The organism is Vibrio sp. SCSIO 43097, from assembly GCF_023650755.1.
GTDB classification, from domain to species: Bacteria; Pseudomonadota; Gammaproteobacteria; order Enterobacterales; family Vibrionaceae; genus Vibrio; species Vibrio alginolyticus.
Map to the genome: position 1 here is coordinate 459,148 of NZ_CP071841.1, position 18,880 is coordinate 478,027.

Sequence of the window (18,880 nt, forward strand, 5' to 3'; positions counted from 1 at the left end):
TGTTGTCGATAAGCTAAGTTTCCTCATTTTTACCAAAAAGTGCAAACATCACACTATAGATTATTGAATATCGATACCAATTTCTCGCGAAAGTTCAGCCAGTTGTTCCTCGTTGTCCAGCTTGATAGACCATTTGCACTCTGCTCCATGAGATAAAACAACGTTCGCTCCTCTACCCAGCAACTGAATTGCATCGGTTTGCGCTTGCAAGGTTACCATTGCACTACCGGAGAGCTTAATCACTATTTCACGCTGGGTTGCAATGATTTTTCCTAATGAAAACTCAATCACCATCTTAGTTTATACCGACTTTGTTTTGTGTTGTTTCACAGCGATGGTCAAGCGACTGGTACACACTAAACGGCCTCGCTCATCAGTGATATCGATTTGCCACACTTGCGTTGAAATACCCAGATGAAGCGGTTTTGCCGTACCAATCACATGACCACTTCGCATGGCTCGCACATGGTTCGCGTTAATATCTAAACCGACGCAGTAGCTGCCTTCATCGACAGAGAAGTTTGCAGCCAATGAGCCTAATGTTTCTGCGAGCACGACTGATGCACCACCGTGAAGCATTCCTAAAGGTTGATGAGTAAAGCTGCATACGGGCATGGTTGCTGTAAGGGAGTCGTCAGTGAAATCTGTATATTTAATTTGTAGGTGCTCGATCAGGGTATTTTTTGACGTGGCATTCAGAATCTCTATGCTTACGGGCTTTTTCCATATACTCATTGTTTTACTCTTAGTTTCACAAACTGGTTTGTTAGGTTGTAACGATGTGCTAGGAAGCTAGCATAGACGCTACTTGGGCATAACTTCAAGACGTAACATCTCACCCTCTTTATTAATCAGATGAATAACTTGATCCATGCATCATGTTACTATTTGGGTATATACTATTGCTTCAAAACAAAAAATTAAATGGAGCCTGTTATGAAGGTATGGATGAAAGCCTCTGCTCTTTTAACTATCGCGGGTTTAACAGCGTGTAGCGCATCACCGACGGGTCGCAACCAGATCCTGATGTTTTCAGATCAGGAAATGTCATCGCTTGGCGCTAAATCTTTCGAACAAATGAAGAAAGATATCCCAATCAGCAAAGATCGCAAAACGAATGCCTACGTTCAATGCGTTGCCAAACACATCACTGACACCATTCCCGCTCAATCTGGATTTAAAGACTGGGAAGTCGTTGTTTTTGATAGTGAACAAGTCAATGCGTTTGCTCTACCAGGTGGGAAGATCGGCGTGTATACCGGGCTTTTAGATGTCGCGAAAAACCAAGATCAGTTGGCAACAGTTATTGGTCACGAAGTCGCTCACGTCCTCGCTGACCACAGTAATGAACGTCTTTCACAAAGTCAGTTAGCAAATGCCGGGTTGTCTCTAGCAAACGTTGCCATTGGAGCTTCCGAGTACAAACAGTATCAACAAATGACGATGGCGGCACTTGGTGTCGGTGTCCAATACGGTGTTATTTTGCCATACGGTCGTACTCAGGAATCTGAGGCTGATATTGTCGGGCTGGAATTCATGGCAAAAGCAGGTTTCGACCCACGTCAAAGTGTCGATTTATGGAAAAATATGAGTGCTGCATCAGGTGGTTCTCAACCACCTGAATTCTTCTCAACCCACCCATCGCACAGTACGCGCATTAAAGATTTACAAGCAACCATAAATAAGCTGCCTGCGTATAACGCGAAAGCACCAAGATGTGGCTAATTCATTGCTACTATCGTCTACTACTTAAGCTTGCCAAATAAAAAAGCTCCCTAGGGAGCTTTTAATGATTCTAATCAAGTGCCCAATATCTGTAGCGGCAAACTTAACAAACTATCTCCGAGAGTGGCAAAATACCAGATGATAGAAACAAAACCTCCGACAGAGACCAAGTACCAAGCCAGTGAGAATAGCTGCCCATAACGGGTTAATGGCAATAAATGGCTTTGATGTCGAGCTCTCCATTCCATCACCACTTCCAACATTCCCATTAACAATAAAAACCCTAGCAACGTCAGACCGAAATAGTAACTGATAAAAATGCCTAATAAAGCGGTCGCAATACTGCCAACTAACCCGACCCAAGTATTCATTGAGAAGGTAATACTTTTGAGCACATGGCCACCATCTAATGGTAAAATAGGCAGCAGATTAAATAGGTTTAGCAAGGCGTTAAACACGGCAAGCCCAGCGAAGATCACCTCACCAGTCATCCAATAAAGCAAAGTAAAAACAATACTAAGTACTAAACCGAAAAATGGTCCCATGATTGAGATAACCACATCCTGCCAGCGCGTGTTTATCTTTTCGTCACTTAACGCCAAACCACCTAGGAATGGAATCAAATAGATTCCTTTGGTCTTCATTCCAAAATACTTCATCGCTCTAATGTGACCATATTCATGAAAAACCAAACAAGCGATCAACGCTAGCGCGAACTCGATGGAAAATAGCCAAGAATATGCAGCGAGACTTGCAGACGCTAACGCCACTTTAATAACTTTCGCACTTTTAAGTGCTTTCATCCCAAGAGATACGAGGCCTATTACACTTAAACGCTTTTCGGATGGTGGCGTAACTTCTGGCACTTGGCGCTCGATGTCTTTTTCATTTCGACAACCTTCATTGATGAGCTCACCGTTAATTGTGACCTTGTAACTCAATTCAAACGGTTGCCATGTTAAAGAACACTCTAAATGACAGTTCAGGATTTCCTCACCCGCAGAGAGCTTAAACTGGTGTAGACAAGTCTCTGCGGTATTGTCACAGGCATCGATTTGAGACACCAACGTATTATCCCAATATAACTGCTGCCACCCAGCCATCGATCCTTCGAGCCTTAGCGAACGACCTAAAAATTCAACATTCAGTAATTCCAATGCGGTTCCTATTGCGTCTATTGAATAACTACATAGCGAGCGCGAATTATGCCTGTGAAGTGAAGAAACAGCAAAGCGAGCGCGAATTATGCCTGTGAAGTGAAGAAACAGCAAAGCGAGCTATCTCTTGATTTGATCGTTATTTAACTATAAAGCTCGCAAAACAATTCTGGTCGTACCATTCTCTTCAAAAATATAACGATAATACATGCCCTTACAAGCCATCGTTTGACCTATGCATCATATTTAAAACGCAAAATACGCTCAAACTTTGACAAGTTATTAAACATACAATTAACATTACATTTACATCACCGTTGTATTTCGCGTATTAACAATTGGTGTAAGTACCACACAACAATTACAAGGACTTCGGTCCAGCATTATGACACCCTAGGAGGGTCAAGGATGAACAAGAAGCACTGCTCTCTGCTTACAATTTCAATATTGTTTGCGTGTAATGCCCACTCAGCGGGCTTCCAGGTAGCTGAACATTCGGCATCTGGTCTTGGTCGAGCATTTTCAGGTGAAGGGGCTGTCGCAGATAATGCCAGCGTCCTTGCTCGTAACCCTGCAGCAATGACACTTTTCAAAGAAGCTCAATTTTCGGGCGCGTTATCTATCATCGACCCTGAAGTCGATGTGTACGACACTGTAAACAATGAACACGCGAAAGATGTCGCCCCTTTACAGCTCGTGCCAGCAGGTTATTACATCAGCCCTATCAATGATAACTGGGCTTGGGGCATCGGTATGTTCACAACATACGGTGTTGCCACTGACTATCCAAATGATATTTCCGCAGGTGATATGGCGGGTGACACTTCCCTACTTTCAGTAAACATCAACCCTAATGTCGCTTACCGTATCAACGAGTCTTTCAGTGTCGGTGGTGGTATCAACCTAGTATACGCTGAAGCAGAGCTGACTCGCCACAAAGGCGCACTCGCCGGTATTTTAGGTGGTAATAAGTCCGATAACCTTGTCGGCATGGAAGGTGAAACTTTCGCTTGGGGTTGGAATGTCGGCGCTTTATTTGAGCTAAATGAAAACAACCGTTTTGGCTTTGGCTACCGCTCTAAGGTTGATCTAGATTTTGATGACGGTGAGTTTAGTAGTTACGACTCTGGTCGAGCTTCATCACCAAAAGTTGATGGCCGTTTAAAAATCTCTCTCCCTTCAATTATCGAATTATCGGCTTTCCATCAACTGAATGAACAATGGGCTGTACATTACGGCTGGCAACAAACCGACTGGAGCACATTTAAAGAACTAAAAGCGACCAGTAACGAATGTAATGACGGAGTATGTTTCTTTAAACCTGAGAAATATGAAGACAACAATCGCTACTCCATTGGTGCAACTTACATACTTAATACAGACTGGACATTCCGTGCAGGCTTTGCGTACGACGAACAAGCAGGTGAAGCGACATTGAGTATCCCTGACAGTGACCGTTTTTGGTACAGCGCGGGCCTAACTTACGCAATGAGTGAGAATTTAACTTTCGATGCAGGCTTTGCACTTGTTAAGAGTAAATCAGGCTCTTTCACTGAGACAAATGCTCTGGGTGAAGAGATTAAGTTTGACTCAGAAGGTACTGCTTACATCAGCGCGGTACAGATGAACTACACCTTCAAATAATGGGATTACGGAGTAAACCAATGAAACACACGTTTAAATTATCAATGCTTTGTTCTGCAATCCTTCTTGCTGGTTGTGGTGATGATACCTCCAGTTCTGGTACTTCCGACAAAGTTCAATTTGAAGATGAAGTCCAAGCATTGCTTGATCGCGAAACATCCATCAGTTTTACGCTTCAAGGAGCGAACGCAGATGTACCGGCACCGTCTTACTTATTAATGGACACAAGCGATGGTACGCTTGGTCTGCCAACTGATGGCGATGATGCTTTAACCAACCCTAGAGCCTCAATGAACACGATGGATGGATGGTCAACGTCTATGCCAATCGTTCTTAACTTCAACGGAGACGGTTTTGCAACGGGCATGCTGTCGTCTGGTGTTAAAGTCATCAAGATTAATCAACGCTTAACCGAGTGGGACCGCAAATCTAACCCAATCGAAGAAGAGCTTGTTCAGAACCAAGACTACGTAGTTCAAGCAAAAGGTAACTCTCTATACATCCAGTTCTTGGCTGCACTTGATGAGTCAAGCGAGTACATTTTTGCGGTCACACAAGATGTTACTGACGTAAATGGTGAGCCAATTGGTACATCTGCAAGCTATGCAACTGGTAAATCGAAAGAGATCGTTTATGAAACTGGCGACCTTGCTTCTGTTCAAGCAGTCACTCAGGCGGTTGAAGGAATTTTTGGTATTGCCAAAGTAAACCCTGCAGACATCGTTTATTCTTCATGGTTCAGCACCCAGTCAGTAGGTGATACGTTAGCGGCAGTCAAAGGAGTAACCGCTACTGGTTTTTCTACTGGCGCAAACACACTAAATACCGTTTACAAAAATGACTCAAACGAAGGTTCAGTTGACTTATCAACGGCCTACACAATAACGCTCGGTGAAACCCAAGACTTTAGCACTGCGCTAGACTCTGACGATGACTTTAGTAAATACATTAGCGATCTAGACGCAGCTAAAACGGCAATTAAAGGCCTTTACATGCAATCAGGTGCCGATGTAAGCGTGACACAAGGTGTGGTAAGACTGCCTCATTACTTGGAAAAAGGCGCAAGCTGGAACATGCAACCAATGGTATCTGCGATGCCAAGCCTAGCGAAGCTAAGCGCAGCATTAGCGGATCCGAACGAGCAAGCAAACATGGTTCAGCAGCTATCAACAGGCGTTTTTGCAAATGATCCTGTTGATGTGACAAAGCTTGCTACAGATCCTACAGAGCAGCTAAAACTTGTTGGAGCTAAGCTTACTCTTACCGATGGTACCCAGCTTGATAGTGAGCGTATTATTACTCGCTACTCGCCTGTTCCCGTAGTGAAATCGGTTGAAGATGTCGAAGTACTGGTCTTCACACCTAAATCTGGCGTCGCGACAGACGTTGTGATTTATCAACACGGCATCACCTCAGCGAAAGAGAATGCGTACGCGTTCGCGTTCAATATGGTAAAAGCAGGTGTGGCAGTTATCGCTATTGACTTACCTATTCATGGTACGCGCAGCTTAGATGAACAACGTTCCGCAAATGCGAATGTACTGGCTTATCTAAATCTTTCCAACTTAGCCGTTGCGCGTGACAACCTACGTCAGAGTGTTCTGGATGTGTTAGGTTTGCGCGCTAGCTTAGTAGTATCTGCTCAAGGCGGTCTTTTAGCTGGAGGTCCTCTGCAAGGCTTCAACCCAATGACGGGTTCAAAAGTCAAAATGCTAGGTCATTCACTTGGCGGTATTGTAGCTACATCTGCCGTCGCAGCAGCAAACAATACACTGGGCAGCCCTTCTGCGGATGCGCTGTACACCTTTAGTTCTGCATCAGTACAGAACTCTGGTGGACAAATTGGTAATTTGTTACTGGGTTCAGACAATTACGGCCCTCAGATCAAACATAACCTCGCTTATGCAGCATCAAAAGACTATGCGAATTACGCTGATGCATCATGTGCGGATCTAGAAGATAAAACATGTTACGAAGCTTTTGAGGCTGCGGCAACGGAAGCTCAAGTAGCAGCGCTAGAAGCAGGTTTTTCACAATTTATCTATGCAGCACAGACTACACTAGACACTGTCGATCCGTTCACAAACGCTTCAGATTTAGTGGCATCTGGTTCGCTAACGACACCATTCTTTATGACAGAAGTGGATGGCGATAGCACAGTACCAAACAGCGTTCCAAATGCACCATTCGCGGGTACTGAACCGCTCGCTAATAAGCTAGGGTTGAAGACTGTGAACAGTACGGACACTACTGTGAATGCAACTGCGAGCTTTGTACAGTTTAATGCTACTGCATCGCACAGTACTTTTGCTTCGCCAAATGGCACTCTGTCTGATATTGATCATCATGTAGAGATGCAGATGGAAAACACTGACTTCTTGATGGATGAAACACTAACAGGTGTCACTAACACTTCTGTTTTGAAGTAATCGTAACGCCCTTCCTACCAAAGCCCAGTTTCTACTGGGCTTTTTCATTTCAATTGTATTCAAACCCACTCATATTTCCTCTGCTATAGTTAAAACGATGTCTTTGCCTAACTCACTTGTTTAAAAGGAAAACTCTATGCGCGTATTGACTGTTATTGCCACTGTATTACTTCTTGCTGCATGCGGAAGTAGCCAATATCTGATGTCGACAAATGAAGGGAAAATTATTACCTCTTACGGTAAACCAGACCTGAACGAGGAAACGGGTATGTACGAGTATGAAGACATGGATGGTAAAGAAATGAGTATTTCAAAAGAGCAAATTGTCCAGATTGTCGAACGTTAACGACAGGCCCTCTGTAAATTAGAGGGCTATGTTCTAGCCACCCTCTCTCTACATTTACCTCTTTTAGGCTTGTAATCGTTGTAGAAATTGACACAACTAATTCATAAGCCAAAACAATTAATAGTGTCTTTTATACTTCCGTATTATTTATTTAGCGAATATTTTACATCTTCACCTTAATCAGGTTGGAGTATTGTAAAATCTAATCTTTAATTCGCTAACACCCTTTTATTTCTCAGGATAAAGTGGATAATACCGCCACAAAATAACATTACTAAGGTGAGTCCTTATGTCTATTGAAGCTACTCTGCTTGCGCGCTGCGAGTCAAAATGTGAACTGTGTTCTTCTGAATCTCAACTAACTGCATACGCTGTCCCACCTCACGGTAATGTGACGGTTGATACTGCCATCATGGTTTGTGATAAGTGTCTGGGTGAGATCGATGAGCCAAAAGACATTAACCACTGGCGTTGTCTAAACGAAAGTATGTGGAGCCAGGTTCCTGCTGTACAAGTGACTGCATGGCGCCAACTCACTCGCCTAAACACAGAAAGCTGGGCTCAAGATGCTCTTGACATGATGTACATGGAAGAAGAGCAAATGAACTGGGCAATGAAAGGGATGTCTGCTGACGATAAAACGGTTGACTGTAACGGCACTGAACTTAAGAAAGGTGACGATGTAACAGTAATTAAAGACCTACCAGTAAAAGGCACTAACCAAGTAATCAAACAAGGTACCGTGATTCGTGGTATTAGCCTTGGCGATGATCCAAAGCTAGTTTCGGGTAAGGCAAATGGTGGTCAGTCGATGTACGTGATCGCAGAATACTGCCGCAAGAAGTAATATCGCACTTCAGTCATGTCAAAACGGGGCACCAATGGTGCCCCGTTTTTCTATACAACACTTAATCTACTATCATGTCTACCTCCTCTAGAGTGTTTCTTTTCTAGGGCGTAGGTTGAGTAGGCATGTTTTACAAATAAAAAAAATACCGGCTCATAGGCCGGTATTTCTTACACTATTTCAATATCAACGGTACATACCGATGTCTTTTTGAATATGTGCTGACAAGTCTTCTGCGTAGTAACTGCGTGGCGCAGTGTTATCTACAAATAGAATGTCCAGTAAGTGAGCAATCAGTCCTTTGAAGTTAACCGCGTAGGTTTTCTTATCCATAGAGGTTGGTAAAGCTACATTTGTCATTTGCATTGCTTGTGCCATGATTGCCTCTCTTTAAAAGCAGTAGTCTGTTTAGTTGGTTGTATATTAGTCAGTTTCTTATTGTTTAAGAAATGACAAATTTTACCCATTCAAATTAGAATTTCTAATAAAACAAACTCATTACAAAACTCAAAAATACAAATGAATAATAACGGCATAAATAATCACAATTGCTGTAATTACATTGAATAACTGAACATTACCTGCATAATTGCCCCTTAAGAAACAACATATATTTAACAATATTTTTCGTTATTTCTTTTGATTTTAGTGCTTACTTTATATTTTTTGATTAGTAATATTAACGCTAGTTTGACGCTTCGCTTTATTTTTTAGAAGTGATGCCACCACTGCCGATGTCATCACAACAACTAAAAATGTGAGAGACCATGTTGTAGGAATCTCATATTCTGTTCCAACCAATAGCATTTTTACCCCGATAAACATCATGATTACTGATAATGCTGGTTTTAAGTATACAAACTTGTCTAACATTGCTTGAAGAACAAAGTACAGCGATCGCAAACCCAGTAATGCAAATACGTTCGCGGCTAAGACTAAAAATGGCTCTCGTGTTACCGCGAATATAGCTGGTATAGAATCCAACGCAAACATAACGTCCATTACTGCAATGACACCAACAACGATCAGCATCGGTGTTGCCACCCACTTACCAGCTTGCTTTAAGATTAAGTGATTTCCTTGGTAGTCATCTGTAACTGGCAATACCTTTCGAATCAACTGCTCCGGATATGGATTAACCTCTTCTGCTTCGCCTTTGTCGCGAGCTAGCTTAACACCCGTCCAAATAAGGAAAGCAGCAAATAAGTACAATACCCAGTGATACTGTGAAAGTAACTGAGCACCAACCGCAATCATGACAGCGCGTAAAACTAGCGCACCTATCACCCCCCAAAGCAATGCTCTCGGACGCAAATGCTCCGGCACACTGTATTGTGCAAAGATGATGGCAAACACAAACAAGTTATCCACGCTTAGCGACTTCTCTAGTAAGTAACCAGTTAAGAATGAAATCGTTGCTTTGTCGTTCGTATAAGCGCTATGTGGCGCGTAAAAGTCCCAGAATAAATAAATAGAACCTGCAAAAACAAAGGCAAGCAAGAACCAAAAAACACTCCAAACGATGGCTTTTTTCATCGTGATAGCGCCACCACGTGTTTGATAGATATCAAGCGTAACAAGAACAAGGGTAAATAAACCAAAAGCACCATACATCGCTAATGATTCTTGAAGAGGCACCGATTGGCTCAATTGGGTGGTATTTTCGATAAGAGACATATTTCCTCCCATGGCGGAAGGACTTCGTTGGGTGACCTTCCGCAGACAATAACAACCAACAGCCACATAACGATTATGTGCTGCTAGTCAATGAATGCGTTGGTCTCGTTGAAGTGTTGACGTGAATGAACCACGTAACACCTTTACTTACCGGATAAGCTGATGCTTAACGAGATGACGATAAGTAAACTTGCGCTAACTACTCCCCAAACGCCGACATAATAACGCCGAGCGTCAGGCTTTCCAACAAAAAAACCTTGTCTTATCGAAATAAAATTCTTATCAAAAATCAGGAAGCACTATAAAAAGAAAGAAATGGATTCAACCACCTGAACTATAGTAAACAGACAAAAAGCAGCAAATGGCTCAAGACAAACTCTTCATTAGTTAGGGCCCTAACGGGGAAGATAGATACAAAAAAGGAGCATTACTGCTCCCTTTTGTAACATCCACATTCTTAGCAATTCAAAAGCCGCTTAGAGGCACAAAGTAGACCAGTGTTGACCAAATTGCGATCCAGGCAACCACGACTGCCGTATCTGCCCAATCTTTATTCCACATACTGCCATCCTCATCAACCCATGTAGTAAGTGGAGAGCAGCAAAATCAATACCAGTATCTATTATCGACGTCGCTTTGTGTAAAGTTTGTGACTTTGATTCAAACAGTTTGGCTCATCGGTCAGGAGTTCAATAAAACAATCAGCCATGGACAAACTGGTCACACGCCCTTCTCCTTTCATCTCCTGCAATGCGTCGTACCCCTCTTTCCCTTTCATCGTATAGGCAGAAGAAGTCCCTCGATACCAAACATCATCTTGAACACCAACCCATTGTTTGCCATCAAAAATCACTAATGATTGAACTCTTTCACCTTTTGGGGCATCTGCGTGGTACTCGAAGTTTAAATTGTAAGTGTACGGATAACTGCCAGATCCAGTGCCTTCTACGCCATTGTTGAGTGCATTATTTATCGCGCCTTCAAGTGCACGGCGAATAGCGCTGCCTTTTACATCGTAAAAGCCGATAGGAACGGCAAAAGGCAACAGCCGTCCGGCAATGTCTGCCACTGTGATGTTGCCAGGGTTCAAAGAGGTTCGCACGCCACCCGCATTATGAATTGCAAATTGAACGTCATATCCACGTTTGTTTAAACAGTGCAGAAATGATCGGGCAACGGAGGAAGCTAACTCACTCTCACCAAATTCATCGGGAATTCTCACATGACGCTTTTTGGTGTCAACACTAGCAATGACTTGTGACTGTAACTGCCTGACCTGAGGAATATATTTATCGCTCAGGATCGCTTGAGTTTCCGGGTGTTTCTTACAAACCACGACATTCGGTTGACCATGGATGAAGTCGCACGCGGTTTCGAATACACCTTGGTCGAGCTGTTGGTTTAGCGTCGAGTCCCAAAAAATACGTCGGCCAAGCAACAGTTCATTTTGTCCACTCAACATCGTTGCTTTACCGTGTTCATCAAACTCAATGACGCAGTGCCCCATTGTCAAAGCATGGAAACCCGCTTGCACCACATAGGTATCATTAATTTTGATACCGTAGGGATCGTCTTGTCCTAACCCTATTGATGAAAAATCACCTTGCAACCGGTGGCTGTGTCCACCAACAATTATACCAATACCTGAGACTTGCTCAGCTAACTCTAAATCACCTTCATAACCTAAGTGGCTCAGAAGAATAATATTTTTTATACCTGATGAATGGATTTGTTTTACGGTCGCCTTGGCGGTTTCAATTGCTGAGTGAAAAGGCGTGTCTGCATCAGGGTTTGCGATGTCGCTCATTTTATCTATGGATAATCCGAAAATCGCGACCCGCTCACCATGGAATTCTTTAACAATGTATTGAGCGCTCTGTGTATCCGGTTGGTAACTATATACATCCTTGCAATCACTGATACGGTGAGGTTTTTTAAGTGATTCATTGGATAAATCCCAGTTGCCAGCAAGCAATGGGAACTGAGTACGTTGGCAAAACAATGCAACTGGCTCATTCCCCATATCTAATTCATGGTTACCTAACGCCATTGCATCAATCTTTAATGCGTTCAATAAGTCGGCATTGGCTTTGCCTTTAAATAATGAGAAATACAGCGTACCTTGGAAGCAATCTCCGGCATGGAGGAACAACATCCCATGACCTTGGCGCTGAGCATCATCTCTTAACTGCTCGACTCGGGTTGCGATACGAGAAAAGCCGCCAGCACTGACATAGGGCTCTAGCGTGAGTTCATTGTTTATCTTAAGCTTTAACTGTAATGACGTTGGTTCAAAGTAGGAATGTGTGTCATTGATGTGTGCCAGTTTGATTCTCACTGGCTTATGATTGTTATTCATCTTCATCTTCTCTTTTTTCATTCCTTATAATAATAAGAAGTGAATCATGACAGAATCATGAATTTTATGAAACTGCGATTTAGGATTTCATGTTTAAGTGATCACGATGCTGTGCCCCGGCTTTGAAAGCAAGCCTCGCTTGTAACGGTCTCTATTCAGTAAGAGGCTCTCGTAATTTTGTGAACTGAGCTTAACTCAAAAATTTCGAATTCATATATGCTTAGGAGTAGCAAAATAACTCTCGATAATTCAAATAATTGCAAGGAGGATTGAGATGAGACTAGAACGCATCGAAATCTCCGGGTTTAGAGGCATCAAACGCCTTTCACTCTCTTTTGACGAACTCACCACGCTTATCGGTGAAAACACGTGGGGCAAATCATCATTACTCGATGCCCTTTCCATCGCATTACCTGCCAATGGCTCATTGTATCAATTCAAACTGAAAGATTTTCACGTTGACTACTCAATTTCTCATCCACAAACACAACACTTACAGATCATTGTTTGTTTTAAAGCACAGGATAAAAACGAAGTAAAAGCGGGACGCTACAGACGCATAAAGCCTACATGGTGCACCAACGAAGATGGTGAGCAAGTCATTTACTATCGTATTAGTGCGTCTCGCGATGAGCACGGCATTAATACAGAGTACGCGTTTTTGGAGCATAACGGCAAACCCAAAAAACTTCACCACTCAGAGAAACTCGCTATTGAGTTAATGACACTTCATCCTGTAATCCGACTACGCGACTCCCGACGCTTCCCAGATTTAAACCATGTCAACGGCGATGGTAAAAATGCTCGGATTGAAAAACGAATCAACAACACCTGTCGACGCTTATTGGCTATGCCTGGCCATGTGAATAAAGGTGAGATTCGTAGTAGCCTCGACTCAATGCAAACGCTTGTTGAACACTATTTTGCATTCAGAAGTGTCAGTAAAGGTAACCCACGCAAACCTCGTGATGGTCTTTTCTATACAAGCCCTTCCTCTGATAAAGGTTTGAGTCAGTTCTTGAAAGAAACCAATGACAAACAAAGCCGCTTGCTCTTAATGGGGTTACTCAATGCCTATCTTCAAGCTAAAGGCCCCACCGATTTAAGGCGCTGTGCGAGACCAATACTGATCATTGAAGATCCAGAAGGTCGACTGCATCCAACTCATCTAGCGAGAGCGTGGTCCTTATTGCAATTGTTGCCAATGCAAAAGATATTAACCACCAACAGTGGCACGTTACTCGGTTCTGTTCCACTGTATTCAATTCGACGTTTAATTCGGCTATCAGACAGAACCATCGCTAAGAGTTTAAACTCAACAAAGTTTGGTCGAGACGAGTTGCGCCGAATTGGTTTCCATATTCGTTTTCATCGTTCAGGAGCATTATTTGCGCGGTGCTGGTTACTTGTTGAAGGCGAAACCGAAGTTTGGCTTTTTCATGAACTGGCTCGTCAATGCGGGTATGACTTGGCTGCCGAAGGGGTTCAAATCGTTGAGTTTGCTCAATCAGGTCTAAAATCACTCATCAAAGTAGCAAAAGAGTTTGGTATTGATTGGCATGTCGTTACCGATGGCGACCCAGCAGGGAAAAAGTACGCGCATGCAGTGCGAGCACAGCTCGACCATGATCAGGAAAGGCATCGACTTACGGAGTTACCCGACCGAGACATCGAGCACTTTCTGTACAACAATGGTTTTGAACTTTTCTTTAAGGACATCATCAAAGTTCCTCATGACCACCCTATCCCTGCTAAAAAAGTCGTAAATCGTGTTTTGAAAAAACATGCAAAACCGGACTTAGCTTTGGCTATTGTTTCTCATTGTGAAGAGAAAGGCATGGAGTGTATTCCTGTTCTTCTGCGCTGGACACTTAAACGCGTTGTTACCATGGCCAACGGCAATACATGAGTTAGACGTATTTTACACTCAGCGTATTGTCTTGTAATACAAAAAAAGCACACCAATTTGGTGTGCTTGTATCAAACATCATTAATTTTGATTAAGGGTATTGAGAGGGATAAAACTCAATACACAGTGGATACCAATAAGATCGGGGGTTCACTACTGTGCTTGCTCAGCAAGCGAAGAAGAAGTAGCGGTTGATTTCGTATGCAACCATAGCCCTGTCGCTTTCATTAGATAGCCAAACACACCACCTAGCAACAACGATGGAATGACAAGTTGCCAGTTTCCGTCAGCCGCAAATGTTGCGCATGAACCAATAAAAGTACCAGGGATGTACGCGAGCCAAGCCTGTTTAGCTTGAATACACATGAAGAATGCCACAATAGCGGTAATCACATAGCCAATAATTTCCAACCCCACGTAAGTGGAACCGTGAATAATTACCATTGCCCAGAATACGCCTGTCATATTGGTGATTAAGCTGATGCCTAGTCCTTTCAATCCGCTCGTTGGCGCTGCAAAGTAGCTCGTGCAACCTAAAAAACCAGCCCAAGAAAGCAAACCTAAAGAGATGGCGATCCAACCCCATACGCCAGATAAAATTCCAGTAGTGATAGAAATAGCTAAAAGTGTCGTCATGGTAGTCATACCTACTCGGCTATTATCGTACCTATATGGTTCAATAACTGCCTTCATACATTGAAATCAAGGACACATGTTAGATACATCAGCTCAGCTTATCGGTGATACTGATCACAATAAGATATTATTATTTTCACAATTTACATTAAAAGTTTGACGCAACCGATAAATCAACAGATTTGGGGAATAAACCCAACTCATCTCGTAGGCATGTTTAATCAACCTTTAAAGAACTGAAGGCTTCCCTTTCATCATTCGCAGCCCCTCTCTTTTAATGCAGTCGACTAATGGGTTTTCTGCCATATCTGAGCGCCATATAAATGAAAGCGTCCTTTCCATTTTTAACTCAGGTACATTTAATGCCACAAGATGACCTGCTTCTATATATCGCTCTACATCTAAATACGGTAAGCAAGTAAGGTACTGACCATTAGCAACTAAACTACGTAACACCGGAACGTGTTCATACTCGCGCCACACATCCAAATCTTCAATAAGGTGGTGAATGGAACTATCAAATGTTTTTCGTGTGCCAGAGCCATGCTCTCTTAGTACCCACTTCGCTTGCTCTAACTGCGCAAGGCTAACAGACTGATTACGCGCAAAAGGATGATGAGAAGCTGCGACAACAGTAAGATGATCACGACACCATACTTCTTGGTGTAAACGGTTATCATCACAGCGCCCTTCAATAATCCCTAAGTCATACTTGTAATCTAATACCCCATCAATCACCCCTTTTGTACTTTGTACACCGAGGGAAATACGCATTTCTGGAAAGTCATTATCAATGATACTGATAAGGTCGGGAACTAAGTGCTCTGCTGGGGTTTGACTCGCTCCCATACGAATCTCACCACTCAATAAATGTTGCTCATAGAAGCCCATTTCAATCTGCAATGCATCTTGTAGCAAGCGTTTTGCTTTTGGTCGTAACCACATCCCCCAATGGGTTAACGCCATTTGCTTGCCTTGCCTCTCAAACAACGGCCTGCCAAGCATCTTCTCTAATTGCGCAAGCGACATACTCGTCGCTGATTGTGTTAAAGCCAATTTTTCTGCGGCTTGGCTTACACTGCCGGTATCTGCAACTGCGTCGAAAACCGCTAATTGCTTAAGTGAGTAGCGCAAAGTGTCCTCCATTATTAGTGGGTATTTCCCAATCCCCACAATTGTTAAAGCATGCCCCAATAAGCAATAGAGTTCATTTTACCTAGCCCCGTAAAGTTATCAATTAATTTGATGAGGTTTCTAAATATTATCAATTTTACCTTACTAACCGTTCTCCCTATTCTGAGTACGCGGTTCGGGAACACCGCAAGCCTCAATGGTTTTGAAACCGAAGTCATTGAGGCTCTTAATAAAAACAACAATTTCATTTTTGAGTTAATAACCAAGGATTTTTTATGCGATTACAAATTAAGGAGTCAATATGGCGGTGACCAGTTCTCAAAATCACCAGTATTTTTCTCCAAAAGAGATGATGGTTGAAGCGGAAAAATTTGCGTTAAGTAAGGCAAACAAAACCAGCAGTATGACATTAAGCCTCGCCATTATGGCCGGCGCGTTCATCGGGTTAGCATTCTTGTTTTACATCACGGTGACCACCGGCAGTACGGGCGCTGGTTGGGGCTTGAGCCGCCTAGCTGGTGGACTCGCATTTAGCATGGGATTGATCCTCATAGTGATCTGCGGTGGTGAATTATTTACCAGCTCCGTCCTATCCAGTATTTCTTGGGCCAATAAGCAAATCTCGTTCGGTAAGATGCTTTCGATCTGGGGCAAAGTTTACGTTGGTAACTTTATTGGTGCGATGTTCCTACTTGCGTTGGTTACTGCTGCTGGTCTTTATCAGATGGATGGCGGTCAATGGGGATTAAATGCGCTTAACATCGCACAACACAAACTTCACCACACTCTCATTCAAGCGTTTGCACTCGGTATTCTCTGTAACCTGTTGGTCTGCCTAGCGATTTGGCTGACATTTAGTTCTGCAAATGCAATGACAAAAGCAGCAATGACAATTTTGCCTGTGGCAATGTTTGTCAGCAGCGGTTTTGAGCACTGTGTTGCGAACATGTTTATGGTTCCACTTGGTATTGTTATCGCGAATTTTGCACCTGAATCTTTTTGGGCATCTGTCGGTGTGCCCGCGTCACAATACACAGACCTAAACATTAGCCACTTTATTACCGCTAACTTAATTCCTGTCACGCTTGGCAACATCGTCGGCGGAGCGGTATTAGTTGGCCTTTCAAACTGGTGTATTTTTCGCCGACCAGAACTAAAAGCAGCGAATATTTCTTCTATCACTACAACTACAACACTGTCGTCAGTTAAGGATTTCACCATGAAAAATGCCTCTTTTGTTAAAGACATTATGAACCCAAAGCCAGTCACCATTCGTGCAGAAACGCCAATTGCAGCCGCGCTGGATGTGTTACTTGATAACAACGTAACTAGCGCACCTGTTGTAGACGTACAAAATCGATTAGTTGGCTTCTTCTCTGCTCACGATGTGATGGTAGAACTATGGTGTGAGGACTACATTCCGGTGAAAGACCAAAAAGTCGTCGACATCATGAGCCGAGATGTGGTCGCAATTGACGCTGGTGATCGCCTCGTTGATGTTGTGGAATTCCTATGTATCGATAAAGAGCAGTTGTACCCAGCGAGCAGTATGGGTATTGCCACTCGCTTGACGTCTTTGTCTCTCGAAGAACGCGCTAAAAGTATCAAAGTAAGTAAGCCACAAGTGCTTCCTGTGCTTGAAAAGGGGCAGATGGTCGGGGTGGTTACTCGTACTGAAGTATTAAAAGCACTACGCCCGATTTTTGGTGAGCGTTTAAACCTAGTGGAAAAAAGCGAGTTAGAAACAGCGTAATTCGCTAAACATTTACAACGTCTATTGGCTTTCAATCGCTATCACTGACGGGTTTATCGATGTTAGTGATGTGATTAAGATAATAAAAAAGCGCTCTCAAGTGAAGGAGCGCTTTTAGTGTATCTAAAAGGAACTAATTACTTCTTAATACCTTCGATATGAAGTTCCATATCGACGTAGCTTGAAGCACCCATTACTGGGATGTCAAAGTCAGCAAGCTCTAGGCGAGTGTTGCCAACAAAGCCAGCGCGCTCGCCGCCCCATGGGTCACTACCAGCACCAACGAATTCAGCCTCAATAGTAATAGGCTTAGTAACACCGTGTAGCGTTAGATCACCAGTTACATCTAGTTTGCCATTGCCTTTATCAACCACTTTTGTGCTAGTAAAGGTTGCTTCACTGTATTTGCCAGCATCGATGAAGTCACCACTACGAATGTGTTTGTCACGTTCAGCATGGTTTGAATCTAGGCTGGTTGTATCAACAACAACATTTACTTTTGAGTCAGCAATGTTGTTTTCATCAAAAGAAAAGTCACCAGAAAATGTATTGAAACGACCTTTGATGAAACTGTAACCCAAGTGGCTAACTTTAAAGTTGATTGAAGCGTGAGCACCTTTGGTATCGATGACATAATCTGCAGCTTGCGCACCAAATGGCAGTGCCATAGCGATAGCTAATCCTGTAGCGAAAAGTGACTTTTTCATTTTGAAGCTCCTAACATTTTTCTTAATGTGTTGTCTTTATCGATAAAGTGGTGTTTTAGTGCAGCAATAGCATGTAAGCCTGCAATCAGGATGACTGCCCAAGCTGCATAGAAGTGAATCTCACCTGCAATATCTGATTGGCCTGGGAATAACTCTCCCGCTCCTGGCACGGTGAACCAATTAAACACTTCGATGCCGCGTCCATCAGACGTTGAAATGAGGTAACCTGAAACAAAGATGGTGACCAATAGTAGGTACATGACACCATGCGCTGCTTTAGCAGCAAGCACTTCGTAACGTTTGCCTTCTACCTTTGGTGACGCCGTCACATGTTTCCATACTATGCGTACCAAAGTTAAAATAGCGAGTAAAATACCGACAGAGCGATGGTAATGCGGCGCAGTTCGATACCATTCGCTGTAATAGCTAAGGTCGACCATCCACAAACCCACTGCAAATAGACCAATAATGCACAGCGCTGATAACCAATGCATCACGCGTGCAGTAAGGTTGTAATTCTTTACCAGTGTATCCATCTCAAGTTCCTAGATATATTC

General features: G+C 43.0%; 17 protein-coding genes. 7 read left to right on the forward strand and 10 right to left on the reverse strand.

What is annotated here, in order from left to right; genetic code table 11:
- Window positions 1–60 precede the first annotated feature (60 nt).
- Complete coding sequence (locus J4N40_RS18515) at window positions 61–294, reverse strand: DUF3389 domain-containing protein (protein WP_005376338.1); 234 nt, start codon at window positions 292–294, stop codon at window positions 61–63.
- Between the two features lie 6 nt (window positions 295–300).
- Window positions 301–735 carry a hotdog fold thioesterase gene (locus J4N40_RS18520; protein ID WP_005376340.1) on the reverse strand — a complete coding sequence of 145 codons (435 nt, stop codon included), beginning with the start codon at window positions 733–735 and terminating at the stop codon, window positions 301–303.
- A 201-nt stretch (window positions 736–936) separates the two neighbouring features.
- On the opposite strand from J4N40_RS18520, the gene J4N40_RS18525 reads away from it, so the two are divergent.
- Window positions 937–1,725, forward strand: a complete 789-nt coding sequence (locus tag J4N40_RS18525; RefSeq protein ID WP_017634168.1) for a M48 family metallopeptidase — start codon at window positions 937–939, stop codon at window positions 1,723–1,725.
- Window positions 1,726–1,799: 74 nt separating this feature from the next.
- On the opposite strand, the gene J4N40_RS18530 is transcribed toward J4N40_RS18525, so the two are convergent.
- Window positions 1,800–2,828, reverse strand: a complete 1,029-nt coding sequence (locus tag J4N40_RS18530) for a site-2 protease family protein (protein ID WP_240703691.1) — start codon at window positions 2,826–2,828, stop codon at window positions 1,800–1,802.
- Window positions 2,829–3,290: 462 nt separating this feature from the next.
- Here J4N40_RS18530 and J4N40_RS18535 point away from each other — a divergent pair, with 462 nt between their 5' ends.
- The 4 genes from J4N40_RS18535 to J4N40_RS18550 all read left to right on the forward strand — a co-directional run bounded on the left by J4N40_RS18535 (window position 3,291) and on the right by J4N40_RS18550 (window position 8,148).
- The gene (locus J4N40_RS18535) at window positions 3,291–4,526 is read left to right on the forward strand and encodes an outer membrane protein transport protein (RefSeq protein WP_138940260.1); all 1,236 of its coding nucleotides are present in this window, start codon (window positions 3,291–3,293) and stop codon (window positions 4,524–4,526) included.
- Window positions 4,527–4,546: 20 nt separating this feature from the next.
- Window positions 4,547–6,955, forward strand: a complete 2,409-nt coding sequence (locus J4N40_RS18540) for a VolA/Pla-1 family phospholipase (protein WP_138940259.1) — start codon at window positions 4,547–4,549, stop codon at window positions 6,953–6,955.
- A 136-nt stretch (window positions 6,956–7,091) separates the two neighbouring features.
- On the forward strand, window positions 7,092–7,301 hold the full coding sequence (locus J4N40_RS18545) for a YgdI/YgdR family lipoprotein (protein ID WP_005376349.1): 210 nt from the start codon (window positions 7,092–7,094) through the stop codon (window positions 7,299–7,301).
- 289 nt (window positions 7,302–7,590) lie between these two features.
- Entirely contained in the window at window positions 7,591–8,148 is a 558-nt protein-coding gene (locus J4N40_RS18550; RefSeq protein ID WP_005376350.1) for a PhnA domain-containing protein, read from the forward strand.
- A 186-nt stretch (window positions 8,149–8,334) separates the two neighbouring features.
- Here the strand turns inward: J4N40_RS18550 and J4N40_RS18555 are convergent, their stop codons facing one another.
- The 3 genes from J4N40_RS18555 to J4N40_RS18565 all read right to left on the reverse strand — a co-directional run bounded on the left by J4N40_RS18555 (window position 8,335) and on the right by J4N40_RS18565 (window position 12,190).
- Window positions 8,335–8,526: a hypothetical protein gene (locus J4N40_RS18555; protein WP_005376351.1), complete on the reverse strand. Its 192-nt coding sequence runs from the start codon at window positions 8,524–8,526 to the stop codon at window positions 8,335–8,337.
- A 279-nt stretch (window positions 8,527–8,805) separates the two neighbouring features.
- Window positions 8,806–9,825 (reverse strand): TerC family protein, encoded by a 1,020-nt coding sequence (locus J4N40_RS18560; protein ID WP_053307682.1) that lies wholly within the window; start codon window positions 9,823–9,825, stop codon window positions 8,806–8,808.
- 622 nt (window positions 9,826–10,447) lie between these two features.
- On the reverse strand, window positions 10,448–12,190 hold the full coding sequence (locus tag J4N40_RS18565; protein WP_138940257.1) for a bifunctional metallophosphatase/5'-nucleotidase: 1,743 nt from the start codon (window positions 12,188–12,190) through the stop codon (window positions 10,448–10,450).
- A 268-nt stretch (window positions 12,191–12,458) separates the two neighbouring features.
- Here J4N40_RS18565 and J4N40_RS18570 point away from each other — a divergent pair, with 268 nt between their 5' ends.
- Window positions 12,459–14,093 carry an ATP-dependent endonuclease gene (locus J4N40_RS18570; protein WP_138940256.1) on the forward strand — a complete coding sequence of 545 codons (1,635 nt, stop codon included), beginning with the start codon at window positions 12,459–12,461 and terminating at the stop codon, window positions 14,091–14,093.
- Window positions 14,094–14,246: 153 nt separating this feature from the next.
- Here J4N40_RS18570 and J4N40_RS18575 read toward each other — a convergent pair whose 3' ends face one another.
- Window positions 14,247–14,729: a DUF1097 domain-containing protein gene (locus tag J4N40_RS18575; RefSeq protein ID WP_017634175.1), complete on the reverse strand. Its 483-nt coding sequence runs from the start codon at window positions 14,727–14,729 to the stop codon at window positions 14,247–14,249.
- Between the two features lie 228 nt (window positions 14,730–14,957).
- Window positions 14,958–15,863, reverse strand: a complete 906-nt coding sequence (locus J4N40_RS18580) for a LysR substrate-binding domain-containing protein (RefSeq protein WP_005376369.1) — start codon at window positions 15,861–15,863, stop codon at window positions 14,958–14,960.
- A 301-nt stretch (window positions 15,864–16,164) separates the two neighbouring features.
- Between J4N40_RS18580 and focA the strand changes: the two genes are divergently transcribed.
- On the forward strand, window positions 16,165–17,616 hold the full coding sequence (gene focA / locus J4N40_RS18585; protein ID WP_250654644.1) for a formate transporter FocA: 1,452 nt from the start codon (window positions 16,165–16,167) through the stop codon (window positions 17,614–17,616).
- Window positions 17,617–17,753: 137 nt separating this feature from the next.
- Here focA and J4N40_RS18590 read toward each other — a convergent pair whose 3' ends face one another.
- Both J4N40_RS18590 and J4N40_RS18595 read right to left on the reverse strand, forming a co-directional pair.
- Entirely contained in the window at window positions 17,754–18,323 is a 570-nt protein-coding gene (locus J4N40_RS18590; RefSeq protein WP_017634178.1) for a YceI family protein, read from the reverse strand.
- The gene (locus tag J4N40_RS18595) at window positions 18,320–18,859 is read right to left on the reverse strand and encodes a cytochrome b (protein ID WP_042520838.1); all 540 of its coding nucleotides are present in this window, start codon (window positions 18,857–18,859) and stop codon (window positions 18,320–18,322) included. Before J4N40_RS18595 ends, J4N40_RS18590 begins: the two co-directional genes overlap by 4 nt.
- Window positions 18,860–18,880 lie beyond the last annotated feature (21 nt).